Source organism: uncultured Campylobacter sp., assembly GCF_938015785.1.
In the GTDB taxonomy this organism is placed as follows: domain Bacteria; phylum Campylobacterota; class Campylobacteria; order Campylobacterales; family Campylobacteraceae; genus Campylobacter_B.
Map to the genome: position 1 here is coordinate 1 of NZ_CALLWC010000045.1, position 15464 is coordinate 15464.

14 protein-coding genes are annotated in these 15464 nt (G+C 47.6%); 5 read left to right on the forward strand and 9 right to left on the reverse strand.

Annotated features, from left to right (window positions below; translation table 11 throughout):
* Nucleotides 1-551 (forward strand): 30S ribosomal protein S16 (locus Q0393_RS06590; RefSeq protein ID WP_298978866.1); only part of this gene is annotated, 551 nt, incomplete at its 5' end.
* 4 nt (nucleotides 552-555) lie between these two features.
* Nucleotides 556-1089 carry a ribosome maturation factor RimM gene (gene rimM / locus Q0393_RS06595; protein ID WP_178976732.1) on the forward strand — a complete coding sequence of 178 codons (534 nt, stop codon included), beginning with the start codon at nucleotides 556-558 and terminating at the stop codon, nucleotides 1087-1089.
* 77 nt (nucleotides 1090-1166) lie between these two features.
* Here rimM and Q0393_RS06600 read toward each other — a convergent pair whose 3' ends face one another.
* Both Q0393_RS06600 and panD read right to left on the reverse strand, forming a co-directional pair.
* The gene (locus tag Q0393_RS06600; protein WP_298978869.1) at nucleotides 1167-2120 is read right to left on the reverse strand and encodes a lysylphosphatidylglycerol synthase transmembrane domain-containing protein; all 954 of its coding nucleotides are present in this window, start codon (nucleotides 2118-2120) and stop codon (nucleotides 1167-1169) included.
* Nucleotides 2117-2467 carry an aspartate 1-decarboxylase gene (panD, locus tag Q0393_RS06605; protein WP_298978871.1) on the reverse strand — a complete coding sequence of 117 codons (351 nt, stop codon included), beginning with the start codon at nucleotides 2465-2467 and terminating at the stop codon, nucleotides 2117-2119. The genes Q0393_RS06600 and panD overlap by 4 nt, the downstream gene beginning before the upstream one ends.
* 268 nt (nucleotides 2468-2735) lie before the next feature.
* Here panD and Q0393_RS06610 point away from each other — a divergent pair, with 268 nt between their 5' ends.
* The 3 genes from Q0393_RS06610 to Q0393_RS06620 all read left to right on the forward strand — a co-directional run bounded on the left by Q0393_RS06610 (nucleotide 2736) and on the right by Q0393_RS06620 (nucleotide 4308).
* Complete coding sequence (locus tag Q0393_RS06610; RefSeq protein ID WP_298978873.1) at nucleotides 2736-3104, forward strand: hypothetical protein; 369 nt, start codon at nucleotides 2736-2738, stop codon at nucleotides 3102-3104.
* A gap of 173 nt (nucleotides 3105-3277) precedes the next feature.
* A complete protein-coding gene (locus Q0393_RS06615) occupies nucleotides 3278-3901 on the forward strand; it encodes a hypothetical protein (RefSeq protein WP_298978875.1) in 624 nt (207 codons plus the stop codon).
* A gap of 65 nt (nucleotides 3902-3966) precedes the next feature.
* Nucleotides 3967-4308 (forward strand): hypothetical protein, encoded by a 342-nt coding sequence (locus Q0393_RS06620; protein WP_298978877.1) that lies wholly within the window; start codon nucleotides 3967-3969, stop codon nucleotides 4306-4308.
* 546 nt (nucleotides 4309-4854) lie between these two features.
* On the opposite strand, the gene Q0393_RS06625 is transcribed toward Q0393_RS06620, so the two are convergent.
* The 7 genes from Q0393_RS06625 to purL all read right to left on the reverse strand — a co-directional run bounded on the left by Q0393_RS06625 (nucleotide 4855) and on the right by purL (nucleotide 15409).
* Nucleotides 4855-5127 (reverse strand): hypothetical protein, encoded by a 273-nt coding sequence (locus tag Q0393_RS06625; protein WP_298978881.1) that lies wholly within the window; start codon nucleotides 5125-5127, stop codon nucleotides 4855-4857.
* A gap of 451 nt (nucleotides 5128-5578) precedes the next feature.
* Nucleotides 5579-6526: a peptide-methionine (R)-S-oxide reductase MsrB gene (msrB, locus tag Q0393_RS06630; RefSeq protein WP_298978986.1), complete on the reverse strand. Its 948-nt coding sequence runs from the start codon at nucleotides 6524-6526 to the stop codon at nucleotides 5579-5581.
* Nucleotides 6527-8118: 1592 nt separating this feature from the next.
* Entirely contained in the window at nucleotides 8119-9657 is a 1539-nt protein-coding gene (gene purH, locus Q0393_RS06635; protein ID WP_298978882.1) for a bifunctional phosphoribosylaminoimidazolecarboxamide formyltransferase/IMP cyclohydrolase, read from the reverse strand.
* A gap of 16 nt (nucleotides 9658-9673) precedes the next feature.
* Complete coding sequence (locus Q0393_RS06640; protein WP_298978883.1) at nucleotides 9674-10264, reverse strand: hypothetical protein; 591 nt, start codon at nucleotides 10262-10264, stop codon at nucleotides 9674-9676.
* A 479-nt stretch (nucleotides 10265-10743) separates the two neighbouring features.
* Nucleotides 10744-11775 (reverse strand): hypothetical protein, encoded by a 1032-nt coding sequence (locus Q0393_RS06645; protein ID WP_297949654.1) that lies wholly within the window; start codon nucleotides 11773-11775, stop codon nucleotides 10744-10746.
* A 454-nt stretch (nucleotides 11776-12229) separates the two neighbouring features.
* Nucleotides 12230-13210 carry a molecular chaperone DjiA gene (locus Q0393_RS06650; protein WP_298978886.1) on the reverse strand — a complete coding sequence of 327 codons (981 nt, stop codon included), beginning with the start codon at nucleotides 13208-13210 and terminating at the stop codon, nucleotides 12230-12232.
* Between the two features lie 3 nt (nucleotides 13211-13213).
* On the reverse strand, nucleotides 13214-15409 hold the full coding sequence (purL, locus tag Q0393_RS06655) for a phosphoribosylformylglycinamidine synthase subunit PurL (protein WP_298978889.1): 2196 nt from the start codon (nucleotides 15407-15409) through the stop codon (nucleotides 13214-13216).
* Nucleotides 15410-15464: the final 55 nt, after the last annotated feature.

Consider the following 15464-nt stretch of genomic DNA (forward strand, 5'->3'; position numbering starts at 1 on the left):
TGCCAGTAAAAATTAGATTACAACGTCACGGAAAAAAAGGCAAGCCTTTCTATTGGATTGTAGCTGCTAATTCACGTGCAAAAAGAGATGGTAAATTCCTTGAAAAATTAGGAACTTACAATCCTGTCAGCAATCCTGCTCAGATTGAAATAGATGTAGATGCAGCTGTAAAATGGTTAAAAAACGGAGCACAACCTAGTGACACAGCACGTCGTATTCTTTCTTACAAAGGGGTATTGCTTAAATACCACTTGCTTGGTGGAGTTGCCAAAGGAGCTTTGACCGAAGAACAAGCAGAGGCTAAGTTTAATGCTTGGGTAGAAGAGAAAGCTAACAAAGTATCTACAAAAGAGCAAAAATTAGCTAAAGAGAAAGCAGAAGCAAAAGCAAAGGCTTTGGACGCTGAAAAAGAAGCTAATGAGAAACGCAAGAACGCTGCTGTAGCTAAAGCTACCGAAGCAACAGCTGAAGCAACCGAAGAGGTTACAGAAGCTACGGAAGCTACCGAAGCTGAAGCTCCTGCTGAAGAAAATAACGAAACTGAGGCATAACCCTATGACTTTAAAAGATTGTTTTTATATAGGAACAATTGTGTCGAAGTTTAGTTTTAAGGGCGAGGTGCTAATTAAGTTAGATTCCGACGACCCTGAAATGTATGAAGAAATGGAATCAGTATTTATTGCCTTAGGCAATAATCTGGTTCCTTTTTTTATTGAAAAGAGCACTTTACACAAGTCGGATTTATTGCGCGTGAAGTTTGAAGAGATAGAAACTGAGGCTGATGCAGAGGCTCTATTGAAACACAAAGTATATTTACCTCTTGCGGTATTGCCTAAACTATCGGGGAATAAGTTTTATTACCACGAAGTGATAGGGTTTCAGGTGGAAGATGTGTACTACGGAGTAGTAGGGAAAATAGTTGGAATAAACGACAGTACTTCTCAAGCGTTATTTGAAATTGAGAATGAGAACGGAAATGAGATACTTATTCCTATGGCTGATGAGTTTATTGAGAAGATAGATAGAGCCCACAAGAAAATTATTGTAAAAACTCCAGAAGGACTTATTGATTTGTATTTAGAAAATTAAGTACAAGCATAAAATATAAACAAGGTTATCAAAAGCTGTTTTGATAACCTTATTTTATTTACCTTAATAAGAAAAATCTACGGATTATGTTTCTTCAACAAGGGAAGAAAGAAGAATGAAAAGCTACCCAATAAGAGCGTCATAGCAAATTGTGACGTCCATACAATCCAACCAAAGGCTGTACCCACAGGAGTAGCTACTCCAAACAAAAATAGTACTTCGGCAATAAAAAAGGGATAAGAACCAAAGCCTGCATTGGTGAAGGTCATTGCAAAACTACCCACCACAAAGGCTGTAAGCACATTGGGCAAACTGATATGTGCGGTTTCGGGTAGGGCAAAAAACGGAATATAGAACATCAAAAAGTACATTGCCCAAATAAAAAGAGTATGAAAAAGAAATAGTGTTCTATGTTTTATTTTTACGACTGATAGGATTCCTTCCTTTATTCCGTTTAAAAAGACTTTTACCTTGATAAAAAAAGGTTTATCGGAAGTGTAAATGAAATACAAAAAAACAATAAACGAAAAACCTCCTATACCCATTAACCATATTAGTTTTTGAAAAGGGATTTTGGAGAGAAGAAAGTTGCTTATAACCTCGAATTGGAGAATGAAAGCGAGCATAGTGAATAGGAAAAGTAAAAGCAGGTCGATAATTCGTTCGGAGATGATAGTGCCTAATGATTTCTCGAAAGGGACTCCGTCGTAATTGCTTACTACTAAGGCACGAGAGACCTCGCCTGAACGCGGTATGGTTACATTCACCAAATAACCAATGAACACAGCCATTGCTCTATGTAAGAAAGCTGTGCGGTAACCCAAAGGTTTTAGCAACAAATGCCAACGTATGGCTCGAGAAAGATCGCTTAAAAATCCTAAAAATACAGCCAAAATGATATAGAAGTAATCGGCGTTTAGAAATGTGTGTTTTATTTGGACAAACTGCTCTTCGTTAAATTGGCGATAAGCATACCAACACAAGAAAACGCCTACAAATATCGGAAGGGCTATCTTTAAGAACTTTTTCATTCGATTAGGTTGGTTGTTTCATTAGGGAAGATAATAGAAGGCTTAAAAGTTTTAGCTTCTTCAAAATCCATTAAAGCGTAGGATATGATGATGATGATATCACCTTTTTGCACTTTACGAGCAGCAGGGCCATTCAGTACAATAGCACCTGATCTTCTCTTTCCTTTAATAATATAAGTTTCGAAGCGTTCGCCATTATTAACATCTACAATCGACACCTTTTCTCCCTCAATCATTTGAGCTGCCTCTAACAAATCTTCGTCAATGGTAATGCTTCCGATATAATCTAAATCGGCACCTGTAACCTTAACGCGATGTATTTTAGATTTTAATACTTCTATTTGCATATTTATATTTGTATTGTTTTAAAAAACGGCGCAAATGTACGTTAAAAAATTGAAAACAGTGTAAGAAAGAAAAAAATTATGTTTACCTCTGCCCTACCCTTAGCCTACACAAACCTTGGACGATTGTTATACAAAGAGTATTTATAAGTTTAATATTCAACATCTTAAAGAATAGTAATTTTATATAAATGAGGTTGTCATTCTCAGTTTTTAGTTAGAAAGATTTATTTTGCATAAATTACAATAGAAAAAAATAGGAAGAAAGTGTTTGTTTACTAAAAAATATTCTTATCTTTGCCACCTAATTATATTTTTACAAATGATGATGAAAAAACTATTTATCACGGCATTAGTGATAATGTTAGGATTAGTTACAACAAATGCTAATGAAGGCGGTAGGAAAGAGATGATAGCCAAAGACGCTAATATATGCGACATTTCTTATGATGATAGCAATGCGTTATTCTCCGTTCAAAAAATATGTATAGACGGAAATGTTATTGCTATCATAGAAGTTGTGACCGACACCGATAAGAGCAAAACTGCTGGAGCCAATCTAAATAAACCCTGCAGATGCGTTAAAGTCACCGAGCCTGGCGAAAGACCGTTTATAGTAGGACGAGAACTTAAAAAATAATCATACTACGCTTGCGACTTTATTTCGATAAAAAGTCTCAAGCGCATAGTCCCCCACCACCACAAATGCCCTAAAATTTTACCGCTTTGTAGCCCAAATCCCACGCAAAATAAATAAAATTTATCGCTTTTTAGGTATCATAAGTGAATAATAAAATGAACGAAGGAGAGAAAATGAAGCAAGTATTTTTGGCGTTTGCGCTGTTGCTCGGTCTTTGCGGGGCTGCTTTTGCGATGCAAGATACGGAGTCGAGCGAGGTGCAAGGGCAAAATTCTGCGGGAGTTAAAATTTTAAGCGACGGGTTTTATAAAATGTCCGCCGAAGAGCGCGGTAAGGCATTAAATGATTGTGATGCTTCGCACTCCTATGGAGGATGCAATAAAATTTTCTCACAAGAGATCTCGCAACTTATTAAAAAGTGCGATATGGGCGACGGTAAATATAGCGCTTGTCAGAGTTTATTAACTATCATTGATAAAAATTGTTTTGAAAAAGATGAGATTGGAAATGCTTTATCTTGCGACATATCGGGCAATCTGTTAATCAAAATGAATAAATTCCCTATGGGATTAAAAAGATTATCTAGGGCTTGTGAAGTAGGCAAAATAGGCGAATCTTGCTTATTTTGCGCATTAACTTACTTTTATCACTCTTTAGACATAGACGAGGTAATTAAATATATGACGATGGCTCGAGATATGGCGTATGACAAAGAACATTTCAATAAAATCATCAAAAAATTGCAAGATTGCAAAGCCGACAAAGAGTGCAATCCTGCGAAATTAGAATTTCAATAGGCAAACGGCGAGAGCAAATACGGCGGGCTAAATTTCTAAATTTAAATAGCAAGGGAAAGATCGCTATGGCGGATAAGCTGATCGACATCGGGCTCATTTTGTTTTTCGGCGATTTTGGTTTTGTATGCTATATAAACGGCGTATTGGGCATCGGCAAAGACTATATGCAGCGCAATAGAATAGATTTTGTGCGCTGGATGTTTAGTCCAAAGCACATCTTGCGCTCCAATGCGCCGTTTGATTCTAACGAGCCGCTAGAATTAAGATTTAAAGAGCCCAAAAGTAAGCACATAATTTACAATTTCTTCGAGTTCATCATCCACTATGCGATAATTGCGCCGTTTTTAGTGATCTACGCGGGGATTTTTCTATTTTGCGCGGGGCTAGCCATTAAAATTTTATCCTAAATTTAAAATTTGCGACGCGGATGCAGAGCGGGCATTGTATAGACGCCGTTTTCGTTGCAGAATTTCAAATTTTACGCCGCATCTCTTGCTGAGCATGCACCGCTTCCGCGTCTTAAAAGTAAAATTTCAAAATTTTATCGCCGAATCCACGACCTGTGGAATTTATGCCGTATTTTCTATTTCTTGGGGCGGGAAGGGGATCCCAATTGCGAGGTCGCTTCCCTTCCCACCCCAAACCCCACCTAACCTCCGACGACGCTAGCGGGGCGGACTGCGTCCGCGCATTTTTATTTAGCGGCTTGCACCGCATAAAATTCCGTATCGATAAATTTTTAAAATTCCACTACCACTAAATTTTTATCGTATTTGGAATTTTAAAATTCCATCCGTAGCCGTCAAATCGATCGATGAAATACCCGTAAGCTAGCTATTGATATGGATTGTAAAATCAACCGACCGACCGCGAAACCGAAACGGCTTGCGGCGATGAAATTTAAGCAATGCGAGCTCAAATTCCATCCACAGCGCAGCTTCTCCGTGGCGCGTTTATTCTGGCAGCGGTGCGACCGGAGCCGCCGAACTGCCCTCGCCTTGTTTAAATTCTATCGCGCAAATTTTGCCGAGTACTAAGGCAGAGGATGAACCGCCCCCGCTTTGTTTAAATTCCGCTGCACCGACCGATCGCCGACCAGCCGCAGGATCGGTTACCGACTCAGTTGCAGGACCTATCGGCAGCAAGCCGGCCACAAACCAGCAGCCCGCCGAAGCAAACGATCTAGCAAAATCGAAAAGATCGATCGCAAACAAACCTGTCGTCAAATCAAGGGATCGCCGAAGCGCTAAATCGATCATCGGTCCGGTTTCAAAACCGCTTGGTCCACCACAATGAGCGGGCCCGACTAACGAACCGAGGGAACCGAGCTGCAAATCCCCAACTGATTGCAATCCGAGCGAACTGATCCGCAAATAAGCAGACGGGCTAACGAGCTAGACGATCTAGCCGCAAATTGCCGACTAATTGCGAGCCGAGCCGCTAAACCGCTCGGTCACAGACCCGCTTCCAAGCCGCCCTGCCACAGGTTAATTCTGAACCTACCCAAGCCGTAAGCATAACCCGAAGCCGTCCGGTCCGGTCGTAAGCCGATCCCGAAGCCGCACGGCAAGCGGGCTAGCCTCAAAGTCGCCCAAGCCGCAAGCCGGTCCCAAAACTGCTCGGTTGCAAGCTAAACTAGAAGCCGCCCAATAAGCAGGCTAATCCCGAAACCGCCGCTTACTCTACGTAAATTTTATACTCGCCGTAGCCGCGCGCGTCCATCTCCTCAAGCGGTATAAATTCCAAGCTAGCGCCGTTGATGCAGTATCTCATACCGCCCTTATCTCTCGGTCCGTCCTCAAAGACGTGTCCTAAATGGCTGCCTCCTACGCGGCTTGAGACTTCGACGCGCTGCATGCCGTGGCTGTCGTCCCTCTCATACGCGATCGCGTCGGTCGTTATCGGCTTTGAAAAGCTCGGCCAGCCGGTGCCGGAGTTGTATTTATCGGTAGAGGAAAAGAGCGGCTTTTTCGACACGATGTCGACGTAGATGCCCTTTTTATAATTCTTGTCGTATTCGCTAGAAAACGGCTGCTCGGTCGCTTTTTCCTGCGTGACTTGATACTGAAGCTCGGTCAAATTTTTTTTCAGCTCCTCCTTGCTTTGCACTTTAAATTTTTCATCGTCCTCAAGCGGCTTTTTAGCAAGGCGCAGATCGATATGGCAGTATCCGCCCGGGTTTTTGTCGAGGTAATTTTGATGATACTCCTCGGCGCGAACGAAATTCCTTAGCGGCGCCACTTCGACGGCGATCTTTTCTTTAAATTTTGCCTGCTGTGCCGCTATGAAATAGCGCGCTATCTCGCCGCTCGCCTCGTCGGTGTAGTAGATGCCCGTGCGATACTGGCGACCGCGGTCGTTACCTTGCTTGTCGATCGAGAACGGATCGATGATGCGGAAATAATGCGCCAAAATTTCAGGCTCGCTAATGACGTTGGCGTCGTATTTTAAGTGTAGCGTCTCGGCATGATCGCTGCTGTGCAGCCCTTCGTAGCTTGCTTTATCGCTCTTGCCGTTGGCGTAGCCCACCTGCGTCGCGACTATGCCGTCAAGCTGCTTAAAATACGCCTCCATGCCCCAAAAGCAGCCGCCTGCCAGATAAATTTCTTTCACGTTTGCGTTCATGCCGCCCCCTTTAACTTTAAAATTTGCGTCCGACGCACCGGCGCTACTGCCGCCTGCGGCATTGAGCGCGACTAAATAACCCGCCGCCAAAGCAAAGAGGTAGATTAAAACTTTAGAAATTTTCATTTTGATCCTTTCGTTTTGAATTTTGCGCAATTTTACAATCTCTAAATGAAGCGAGAGTGAAAGAGAGAAATTTTATCGCTTACGGCGGATCGGTACCCAAATTTTATCGCCGCAGGATCGGGGCTTTCGCTCGCCGTCGCCGCAGAATTAGAATTTTATCGCCGTAGTGACGCAGGACCAAAAATTTTATCTTATCCTCGCGGCGCGCTACAGCATCGGAATTTTACCTCCTCGCAAGCGGTTAAAATTCTATGCTATAACGAGGGCTGAAATTTTATCGCCGCCGCCAAGATTAAAATTTTACCGCTTCAGCGGAGACCGGATTTTGCTAACGCGGCAAGCGGTTGAATTTGATCGCCGCGGCAGGAATTAAAATTTCGCTACCGCTGCAGGGTTAGAATTTCATCGCCCCTGCGCTACGATGAAATTTGTCCCTTTTACGAGCGAGACCCTTGCGCCGCCCATTCGCCTGCGCTACGGCTCGCGTGAAATTTATCCATTCATCGCAGCTTACGTGGGGATTTAGAGATTTTGATACGCCCTATTGCGGCGCGAAATTTTATTGTCGCGCCTCGCGGCTAGATTTTGCTACCGTCTCGATAATTAAAATTTTACCGCTGCGCAACCGTGATTTTAGCCTGATTAGCGCCTTTGCGAGTTTTACGACGCGGCCGAATTCTACCGCAGGCGCCGTTTTGCGAGGGCACGGACTGCTCGCGAGACGGAAGCTTTGCGCTGCGCCCGCTGCTTTGCCGCATTTAAAATTTTATCTACGCACCGCTGCGATCGCGGCACGGCACTTATCCACCGCGCGGCTAAATTTTCTACACGCCGCTTAGGTTGCGGCACGGCGTCCATCTGCTCGCAGCACGATTAAAATTTGTCTATGCGCGCGCCCGATCGCGACGAGGCACCGCCTTAAAAATTTATACTCCGCTCCGTATCTACTGCGAAACGGCGCCGAAATTTCAACGCAAAATGGGCGCCATGAAATTTTCGCGCCGCGAGATAAAATTTGTGCGCCGCTATACGACGGCGAGGCACGAACCCATCCGCTGCGTGCGCGATTAAATTTAAAATTTTCGCACTGCGGCCGCGAGATAAAATTTCGCGACCATTCAGGAGCGGCGAGTGATTAAATTTAAACTGCGCCGCACCGATACGTAGCGCCATATCGCGTAGCTAAACCCGCGCCGCGCAATAGTATAACGAAGCGCGAACAGTCGGATTCGCACTGCCTCCGCCACGTAGCAGAGTACAGCCATTTACATCGCGCGGAGCTGTGTAGCGGAGATAGCCCGATCCGCACCGCGTTGGCGTGTAACAAAGCACCGCGCATTAGATCCGCGCAGTGTCCGCTACGAAACGAGCAACGAGATCCGCACGCGCGGTTTTCAAAATTTGCAACGGCATAAGAAGTTGCGAAGCTATCGCAATAAATCCGCCCCTGCGCAGGCGAGCGAAATTTAGTGCAAAAAGTGGCGCACTCCCGTAAAATACATCGCCATGCCGAACTCGTCGGCGCTTACGATCACCTCATCGTCGCGGATGCTGCCGCCGGGCTGCACCACTGCCGCGACGCCCGCAGCATGGGCGATCTCGATGCTGTCTTTAAACGGGAAAAACGCCTCGCTGGCAAGCGCGCAACCGCTCAGATCGACGCCCACGTCACGAGCCTTTGCCACTGCCGCACGCGCGGCGTCCACACGGCTCGTCATACCCATGCCGATCGCGACCATCGCGCGATTTTTGACGTAAACCACGCAGTTGCTCTTCGTAAGCGCAGCGATCTGCCACGCGATTTTTAGATCATCAAGCTCGCTCTCGCTAGCCGCGCGCCCCGTGACGCAGCGGGCGTTTGCGACCTCGCCCGCGCCCACGTAGTCGCGCTGCTGATATACGAAGCCGCCGTCAATGAATTTAAAATCATATTTGTCGTTTTCGCGCATTAAAAACTCCCCGCCCTGCTCGAAAATTTTAATGCGCTTTTTCTTTTCAAATACCGCAAGCGCCGCGGGCGTGACGCGAGCGGCGAGGATAACCTCGACAAAAATTTCGTTAATTTTATTCGCTAGCTCCTCGTCCAAAACGCCGTTTATCGCCACGACGCCGCCGTATGCCGAGACCGGGTCGCATTTTAGCGCCTCTACGTAGCTTTCAAGCAGGCTAGATTTTACGGCAAAGCCGCATGGATTGGCGTGCTTGCAGATCGCTACCGCAGGCGCCTCCCCGAAGCTGCTAGCGAGCATCAGTGCGCCGTGCATATCGGTCATATTGTTAAAGCTCGCCTCGCCCTTTAGACTCTTAAAATGGTTGCTAAAAAACTCCTCGAACTCGTACAGCGCGCCCTTTTGGTGCGGATTTTCGCCGTAGCGAGTATCGAATACCTTACTACCCGTGATAAATTTTTTCGCGCCGAAGCCGCCGTTAAAGCGCTCGTTCATATAGTTTGCGATCATCGCGTCGTAGGCTGCGGTGTGCTCATAAGCTTTTATCATTAAATTTTGCCTAAATTTGAGCTTCTCGCTCTCGTCCGTACCGCTTAAATTTTGCAAAACCGCGCCGTAATCAAGCGGACTCGTGACGACATAGACGCTTGCGAAATTCTTAGCCGCGCTTCGAACCATCGCAGGCCCGCCGATGTCGATATTTTCGATAATCTCGGAAAAATCGTCGGTTCGGGCTACGGTCGCTTTAAAAGGATATAAATTTACGCACACGAGATCGATGCCGCCGATGCCGTGCTGCGCGGCTTGGCTGGCGTGATTTGCGTCGTTTCTCTTATACAAAATTCCGCCGTGGATCTTTGGATGCAGGGTTTTAACCCGCCCCTCAAACATCTCGGGCGAGCCCGAGTATTCGCTAACCTCGAGCACCGCGACGCCGTTTTCGCGCAAAAGCTTAAACGTGCCGCCCGTGCTTAAAATTTCAAATCCTAGCTTCTGTAGCCCGCGAGCAAACTCTACGACGCCCTCTTTATCGCTGACGCTGATTAACGCTCTCATCTTTTCTCCTTTTAATTTATTCGCATAGTTTTTTAAAAATCAGCTCGCGCATGTCGTTTGCGTTAAGCTGAAAATACAAAATCGCCTCGCGGCGAGCCTTTTGATACTCGCGCCTTGTCTTTTCATCTACTGCGCCGAGCTTTGCGCCGTTAAATTTCGCCATATGCGCCGAAGCCAGCTCTTTTAGCCTCTCGCCGCCCGGGGAAATGCCGCCGCTATAATTAAACCACTCTTTGCTTTGAAAAATATTAAATAAAATTTGAAAATCTACGAAATTCCCCTTATTGTACTCGGCGCAGACCCCGTTTTTGTGGCTTACGGCGTAGATCGCGCCGTATCTGCGCTCGAAAAAATATAGTTTTATGAGCTTTGCGTTTTTGTCTAAATTTGCGCCGCTACCGTCTAAAATCGCAAGCTTCGCATCGCCTCGCGTTTCGTAAGGGCCTAAAATCGCGCCGTTTTCGTAGAGATTGCCGCCGTAAAAAGCGTATTTCGTATCCCCAAGCTCGTCCGAAAGAACGTATATTTTATCGGCTTCGGGCGAGTTTTTGCCCGCGCAGCCGAGCAGCGACAGAGCCAAAAACAGAGACGAGATAAAAAATTTCATCGCAAAAACCCTTTAAATTCTAAAATTTTGCCAAATTTATGAAGCGGAAATCGGCAAAGCGAAATTTGCTAAATTTACCGCATTTACCGCGCGCAAATTTTAATTTTGCTTCTCAAATGCCGCCGCGTTGCTCGCGCGGACGTAAATTTTAAAATTCTACGCCGCTTGCAAAAGCTAAATTTAAAAGCCGAGCGCAAAACGTAAATTTAAACCGCAGTGTAAGCTTAGCCAAAAAGATCGGCGCGAACCGGCTAAATTTAAAATTCGCGGCGCAGCTTTTATCGCCAAGCCAGGTTGGCGCCGCCTCTTGCCGTTTTTAAAATTTTAAATTTACCTGCACATTTTGTTTTCCAGCTCATCCATAAGCGCGGCTATGTCATCATCAATCGCACCTTGCCGCTGCTGCTCGTTGAAATTTTACGCGCCGATTTAAATTTTACAAGCCGCAAATTTAAAACGGCACGCAATCCAAAACCGCACTAAATATAATAGATGCTGTTTTTGATATTTTTGCCGTCGAGTTCGTTTTTGCGCCACGAACTCTCGTCGTTTAGCACGATCCAGCGCTTCTCCTCCTCGCGGTAAAACCAATCCTTGTCGATCTGATAGTAGATCTGGCATCCCGAAATTTCGATGATATTGGCGATGTTGTTGTCGTGATAGTTGTTCTCGTCGAAGTCGGTGAAGGTGCGCTGCCCCATCTCGGCGTAGAGCTCGTTTAAAATTTGAAGCATCTCGCTTAGGCGTGTATCCATCTTCTCGACCTGAAGCCCAAGCTCATTAGCCTCTCTGAATAAGATCGGATAGTCGTGCGACGGATAGCCGCTGTTTAGCTTGTCGCTGATAAAGGCGATTTTTTGCTCATCTTCGAAGTGGTAGCGCAGAATTTCGCGGCAAATTTTAAGCGACAGGCTGCTTGCGCGATCGACGGCGCCGAAAACGAGCGGATGGATATATTTATAAAGCTCCTTGTACGGGTTCTCGTCGTTCGGGCGCTCGTTATTTTTCCAAAGCTTCACCACGCGGCTTAGCTCGTCCATCGAAACGTTGGCTTGATCGTTGGTGTTCGTAACCGGCGAAAGCTCATGTCGCAGCGAGGTATCGACCGACGTGAGATAGCCTAGCGGCCCCATTAAAATTTTATTCGCCCCAAGCGCCATCATCGTAGCCGCCGAAGCGCAGTTTGCCGGCACCAGCGCGATCAGCTCGTCGCAGTGGTTGCGCAGGATCGAGACGATCTTAAGCGAGGCGATGCCGCTGCCGCCGTCAGATTTGATGTAAAGGTAGAGCTTTTCGAAATGCTTGCCCTTGAGGTGGTCGTTGATACTGATCGCGTCGTTGCCGCAAACGCTGCCCGCGCCCGAATTGAAGTAGGTAAGCAGCGGCGCGCCCAGATATTTCTCGATATTGGTGATCACCTCTTGCGTTTGCTTCATCAAGATCGGCGGTTGCTTCGCCGCCTTTTTGGCGCCCTGCCTATGCGGCTCTTCGTCTTTGGATAAAAATCCCATGTTTTTCCTTTCGTGTTGGTTTGGTTTTTAAATTTTATTTCATAAATAACAAGCAGCCTTAACGCTATTACATATTAAAATTTTAACGTCCGCGCATACTTGCCGCCTTTATCTTGCACTTAAAATTCTCGTGCCGCATGCTAGACTGCCTGCACGATGTGCATCAAGGCTGTATTAAGCGCCCTGCAGGTCTCGCAAGCTTGGAATTTTAAAATTTAGATACAAATTTAACTGTGCCGCACGCTTTGAAATTTCGCTGCCGCGCTGCAGCCAATCTCTCGCGACACAAATTTCGGCAAACAAGCTCGGTGCTCTTGCGCGACCTGAAATTTTCGCACGCCGCGCATATTGCGATATCGCGCCTTAAAATTCCTTCGCTGCACCTTGCCGCCGTCTCGCCATCCTATTTTAAAATTTCAAGACGCTCTGCGCCCTCAAATTTTAAAATTTCGCCCTACTTTTCGCCGAAGCGCTCCTTTAAAATTTTATACGCCTCATTGATCTCCTGAAGCTTCTTCGTACCCTCCTGGATGATCTCCTCGTCCGCGCCCTTGCCCATCAGGATGTCGGGGTGGTATTTTTTCACGAGTTCGCGGTATTTTTTCTTGATCTCGTTAAACGTAGCGTCTTTGGGAAGCCCCAAAATTTCATACGGATCTCTTTTGCTTTTGGCGGAGCCTTGCGAGCTGCCCGAATAACCGCCATATCCACTCGAATACCCGCCGTATGAGCCGCTCGAGCTTTGCGAGCCTCCGTAGCCCGAACCCGCCGTGCCGCCATATCCGTAGCCGGTGCCGCCGCCATAACTGCTACTTCCGTAGCCGCCGGTGCTTCTGCCGCCGTATTTGTCCCAATACCCGCCGCTTCTTGTGCTATAGCCGTCATATTCGTCGTAAGCCGTATCGCTTTGCGCGCCGCTGTTTTCGTAATAGGTGCCGTAAAAGCTGCGCTCAAAGGTCGCGAATATCTGGCTTTGGATATGCTCCGCAATGCCCAATCCGTCGCAGATCTGCGAGATTGTGCGCCGCTCTGCCGCGCTAAAACCGCGATCGACGTAGGCTAAATTTAAAAAGAAATAGATTAGCCCAGTTTTGCGGCTCGGGCTTGGGCGGTAGGTTTGGTTATATTTCTCGGCGAGCTCGCGAACATTTGCGAGGTTTTCTTTCTCGAGCTTATAAACGAGCTTCAGCGCCTGGCGTTCGCGTTCGCCGGCGCCCATTTGGCGCACCAAATCGTCTAAAATTTCGCTTATCATCGCGGCTTCGGACTCGCTTACGTGCCCGTCGCTTTTGGCGACCTTGGCTAGAAGCGCTACTAAAATTTTAGCCTCTCCTAGCTGCATTTGCGCCTTGCCGCGATAGCCGGAGTTGCCGAAAGCCACGCCGATCTGCGCGAAAATATACAGCGCGATTAAAAGAAATATGATGCTAAGCACGCGCTAATCTTCGCTCTTTATGATCTTGGCAAACTCGCCGAAGTAAATTTCTTTTAATGCAGCAAGGTTTTTACGGACGGAATTTATGCGAAACGTTTCGCCGCCGCTGGTGCCTAGTCGCATCAAGCTTAACCCGTATTTTGCGGCCAGCTCTTTAAATTTCGCCTCGTCGCGCACGCCGAAAATCGCGCGCGAAAAGCTCTCGTCGAAAATATCTCTGCTATCATCGCAGCTCATCTCAAACTCGCCGCCTACGCCGCCCACGCACGTCATCTTCGCAAGCGTAATCGCCACGCCGCCGATACCTACGGAGTTTGCAAATTTCAAAACCCCGCTCTTGCCAGCTTCTATCGCGAAGTCCCACAGAGCGCGCTCTGCTTTTAAGCTTAACTCAGGCAGGCTGCCTGCGACGCGATTTTCTACCGTTTTCATATAAAGCGAGCCCGCAAAAACGCCCTTCGTATCGCCCGCCAGATAGACGCTCACGCCGCTAGCACAAAAATCGCTAGGGATGATCTCGCCCTCATTCGTTCCCACGCATACGATCGCGGGAGTGGGCTGAATGCTAACGCCGCCCGTTTCGTTATACAGGCTTACGTTGCCGCTTACGACGGGGGTATTTAGCGCGGCGCAAGCCTGCTTGATCCCCTCGCAGCCCTGCGCGAACTGCCACATAACCTCTGGATTTTGCGGATTACCGTAGTTTAGGCAATCGGTGATGGCTAAAGGCGTCGCGCCGCTCATCGCGACCTTTCGCCCCGCCGACGCTACCGCAAGCGCCGCACCTATGCGAGGATGGACGTAATTCATCCGCGTGTTGCAATCCGCAGCCATCGCGAGCTTTACGCCGTTTTGCTTAACTCGCATCACCGCAGCGCCCAGCATGCCGGGACGCTTGGCGGAGTTTAGCCCTACGTTAGCGTCGTATTGATCGTAGATGTAGGATTTATTTAGTACTTCGGGGTCCTCAAAAATTTTATCAAACGCCGCGTCTAGTTCACGCTCGCTCGCGCCGCAACCGCACAAATTTTGCCGCGCGATCTGCGCCATATATGCAGGCTCTTTTATCGGGCGATCCAGCACGGGAGCCGCCTCGCTAAGCGGCTCGATCGGAATAACGCCCGCCAGCTCGCCGTGCCAAAAAAGCTCCATCTTGCCGCTATCCGTCACCTCGCCAATTACGGCGGCATCAAGATCCCATTTGGCAAAAATTTCTTTGATTTTCTCCTCGCAGCCCTTTTTGGCGCAGATCAGCATACGCTCTTGGCTCTCGCTCAGCATCAGCTCATATGGGCTCATCCCCTCCTCGCGCATTGGCACGCGATCCAAATTTAACCTCATGCCGCTGCCGCTGCGCCCCGCCATCTCAAAGCTGCTTGAAGTAAGCCCCGCCGCACCCATATCCTGGATACCCACGACGTAATCTGTTTTAAAAAGCTCCAAGCACGCCTCCATCAGCAGCTTTTCGGCGAACGGATCGCCCACCTGCACCGTCGGACGTAGGGATTTGTTCGCGTCGCTAAAGCTATCGCTCGCCATCACAGCTCCGCCGAGGCCGTCGCGACCGGTCTTAGAGCCCACGTAGATCACGCTGTTGCCGACACCTTCAGCTCTGCCGTAGAAAATTTCATCCTTTTTAACGATGCCCAGAGCAAAGGCGTTAACTAAAATGTTGCCGTCAAAGCTAGCGTCGAACGTCGTCTCGCCGCCTATCGTAGGGATCCCCATGCAGTTGCCGTAGTGCGCGATGCCGGCAACCGCACCTTTTAGCAGATAGCGCTGCTTGCGCGCATTCTCACTCTGCCCTCGCACCTCGCCGAAGCGAAGCGAGTTCATATTGGCTACGACGCGCGCGCCCATCGTAAAGATATCGCGCAGTATCCCACCCACGCCGGTCGCAGCGCCCTGAAATGGCTCGATGAAGCTAGGGTGGTTGTGGCTTTCCATCTTAAAAACCGCAGCCATGCCGCCGCCGATATCGATGACGCCTGCATTTTCGCCGGGCCCCTGGATAACCCAAGGCGCCTTGGTCGGGAAGCCGCTTAAATATTTTTTGCTTGATTTGTAGCTACAGTGCTCGCTCCACATCGCGCTAAAAATCCCAAGCTCGAGCAGATTTGGCTCGCGACCTAAAATTTTTAAAATTTTTTCATATTCTTCGTCTGAAATTTTATGTGCCGCTACTACTTTTTTGTCCATTTTTTCGCCCTTTTCGCCGTTAAATTTAGGTCCGTATGATAGCTAAAATTTTCTA

Excerpts from the sequence above, each read along its gene's own strand:
- rimM (WP_178976732.1), top strand. The coding sequence starts at position 556 with ATGACTTTAAAAGATTGTTTTTATATAGGAACAATTGTGTCGAAGTTT.
- Q0393_RS06600 (WP_298978869.1), bottom strand. The coding sequence starts at position 2,120 with ATGAAAAAGTTCTTAAAGATAGCCCTTCCGATATTTGTAGGCGTTTTC.
- panD (WP_298978871.1), bottom strand. The coding sequence starts at position 2,467 with ATGCAAATAGAAGTATTAAAATCTAAAATACATCGCGTTAAGGTTACA.
- Q0393_RS06615 (WP_298978875.1), top strand. The coding sequence starts at position 3,278 with ATGAAGCAAGTATTTTTGGCGTTTGCGCTGTTGCTCGGTCTTTGCGGG.
- Q0393_RS06620 (WP_298978877.1), top strand. The coding sequence starts at position 3,967 with ATGGCGGATAAGCTGATCGACATCGGGCTCATTTTGTTTTTCGGCGAT.
- msrB (WP_298978986.1), bottom strand. The coding sequence starts at position 6,526 with ATGAACGCAAACGTGAAAGAAATTTATCTGGCAGGCGGCTGCTTTTGG.
- purH (WP_298978882.1), bottom strand. The coding sequence starts at position 9,657 with ATGAGAGCGTTAATCAGCGTCAGCGATAAAGAGGGCGTCGTAGAGTTT.
- Q0393_RS06640 (WP_298978883.1), bottom strand. The coding sequence starts at position 10,264 with ATGAAATTTTTTATCTCGTCTCTGTTTTTGGCTCTGTCGCTGCTCGGC.
- Q0393_RS06645 (WP_297949654.1), bottom strand. The coding sequence starts at position 11,775 with ATGGGATTTTTATCCAAAGACGAAGAGCCGCATAGGCAGGGCGCCAAA.
- purL (WP_298978889.1), bottom strand. The coding sequence starts at position 15,409 with ATGGACAAAAAAGTAGTAGCGGCACATAAAATTTCAGACGAAGAATAT.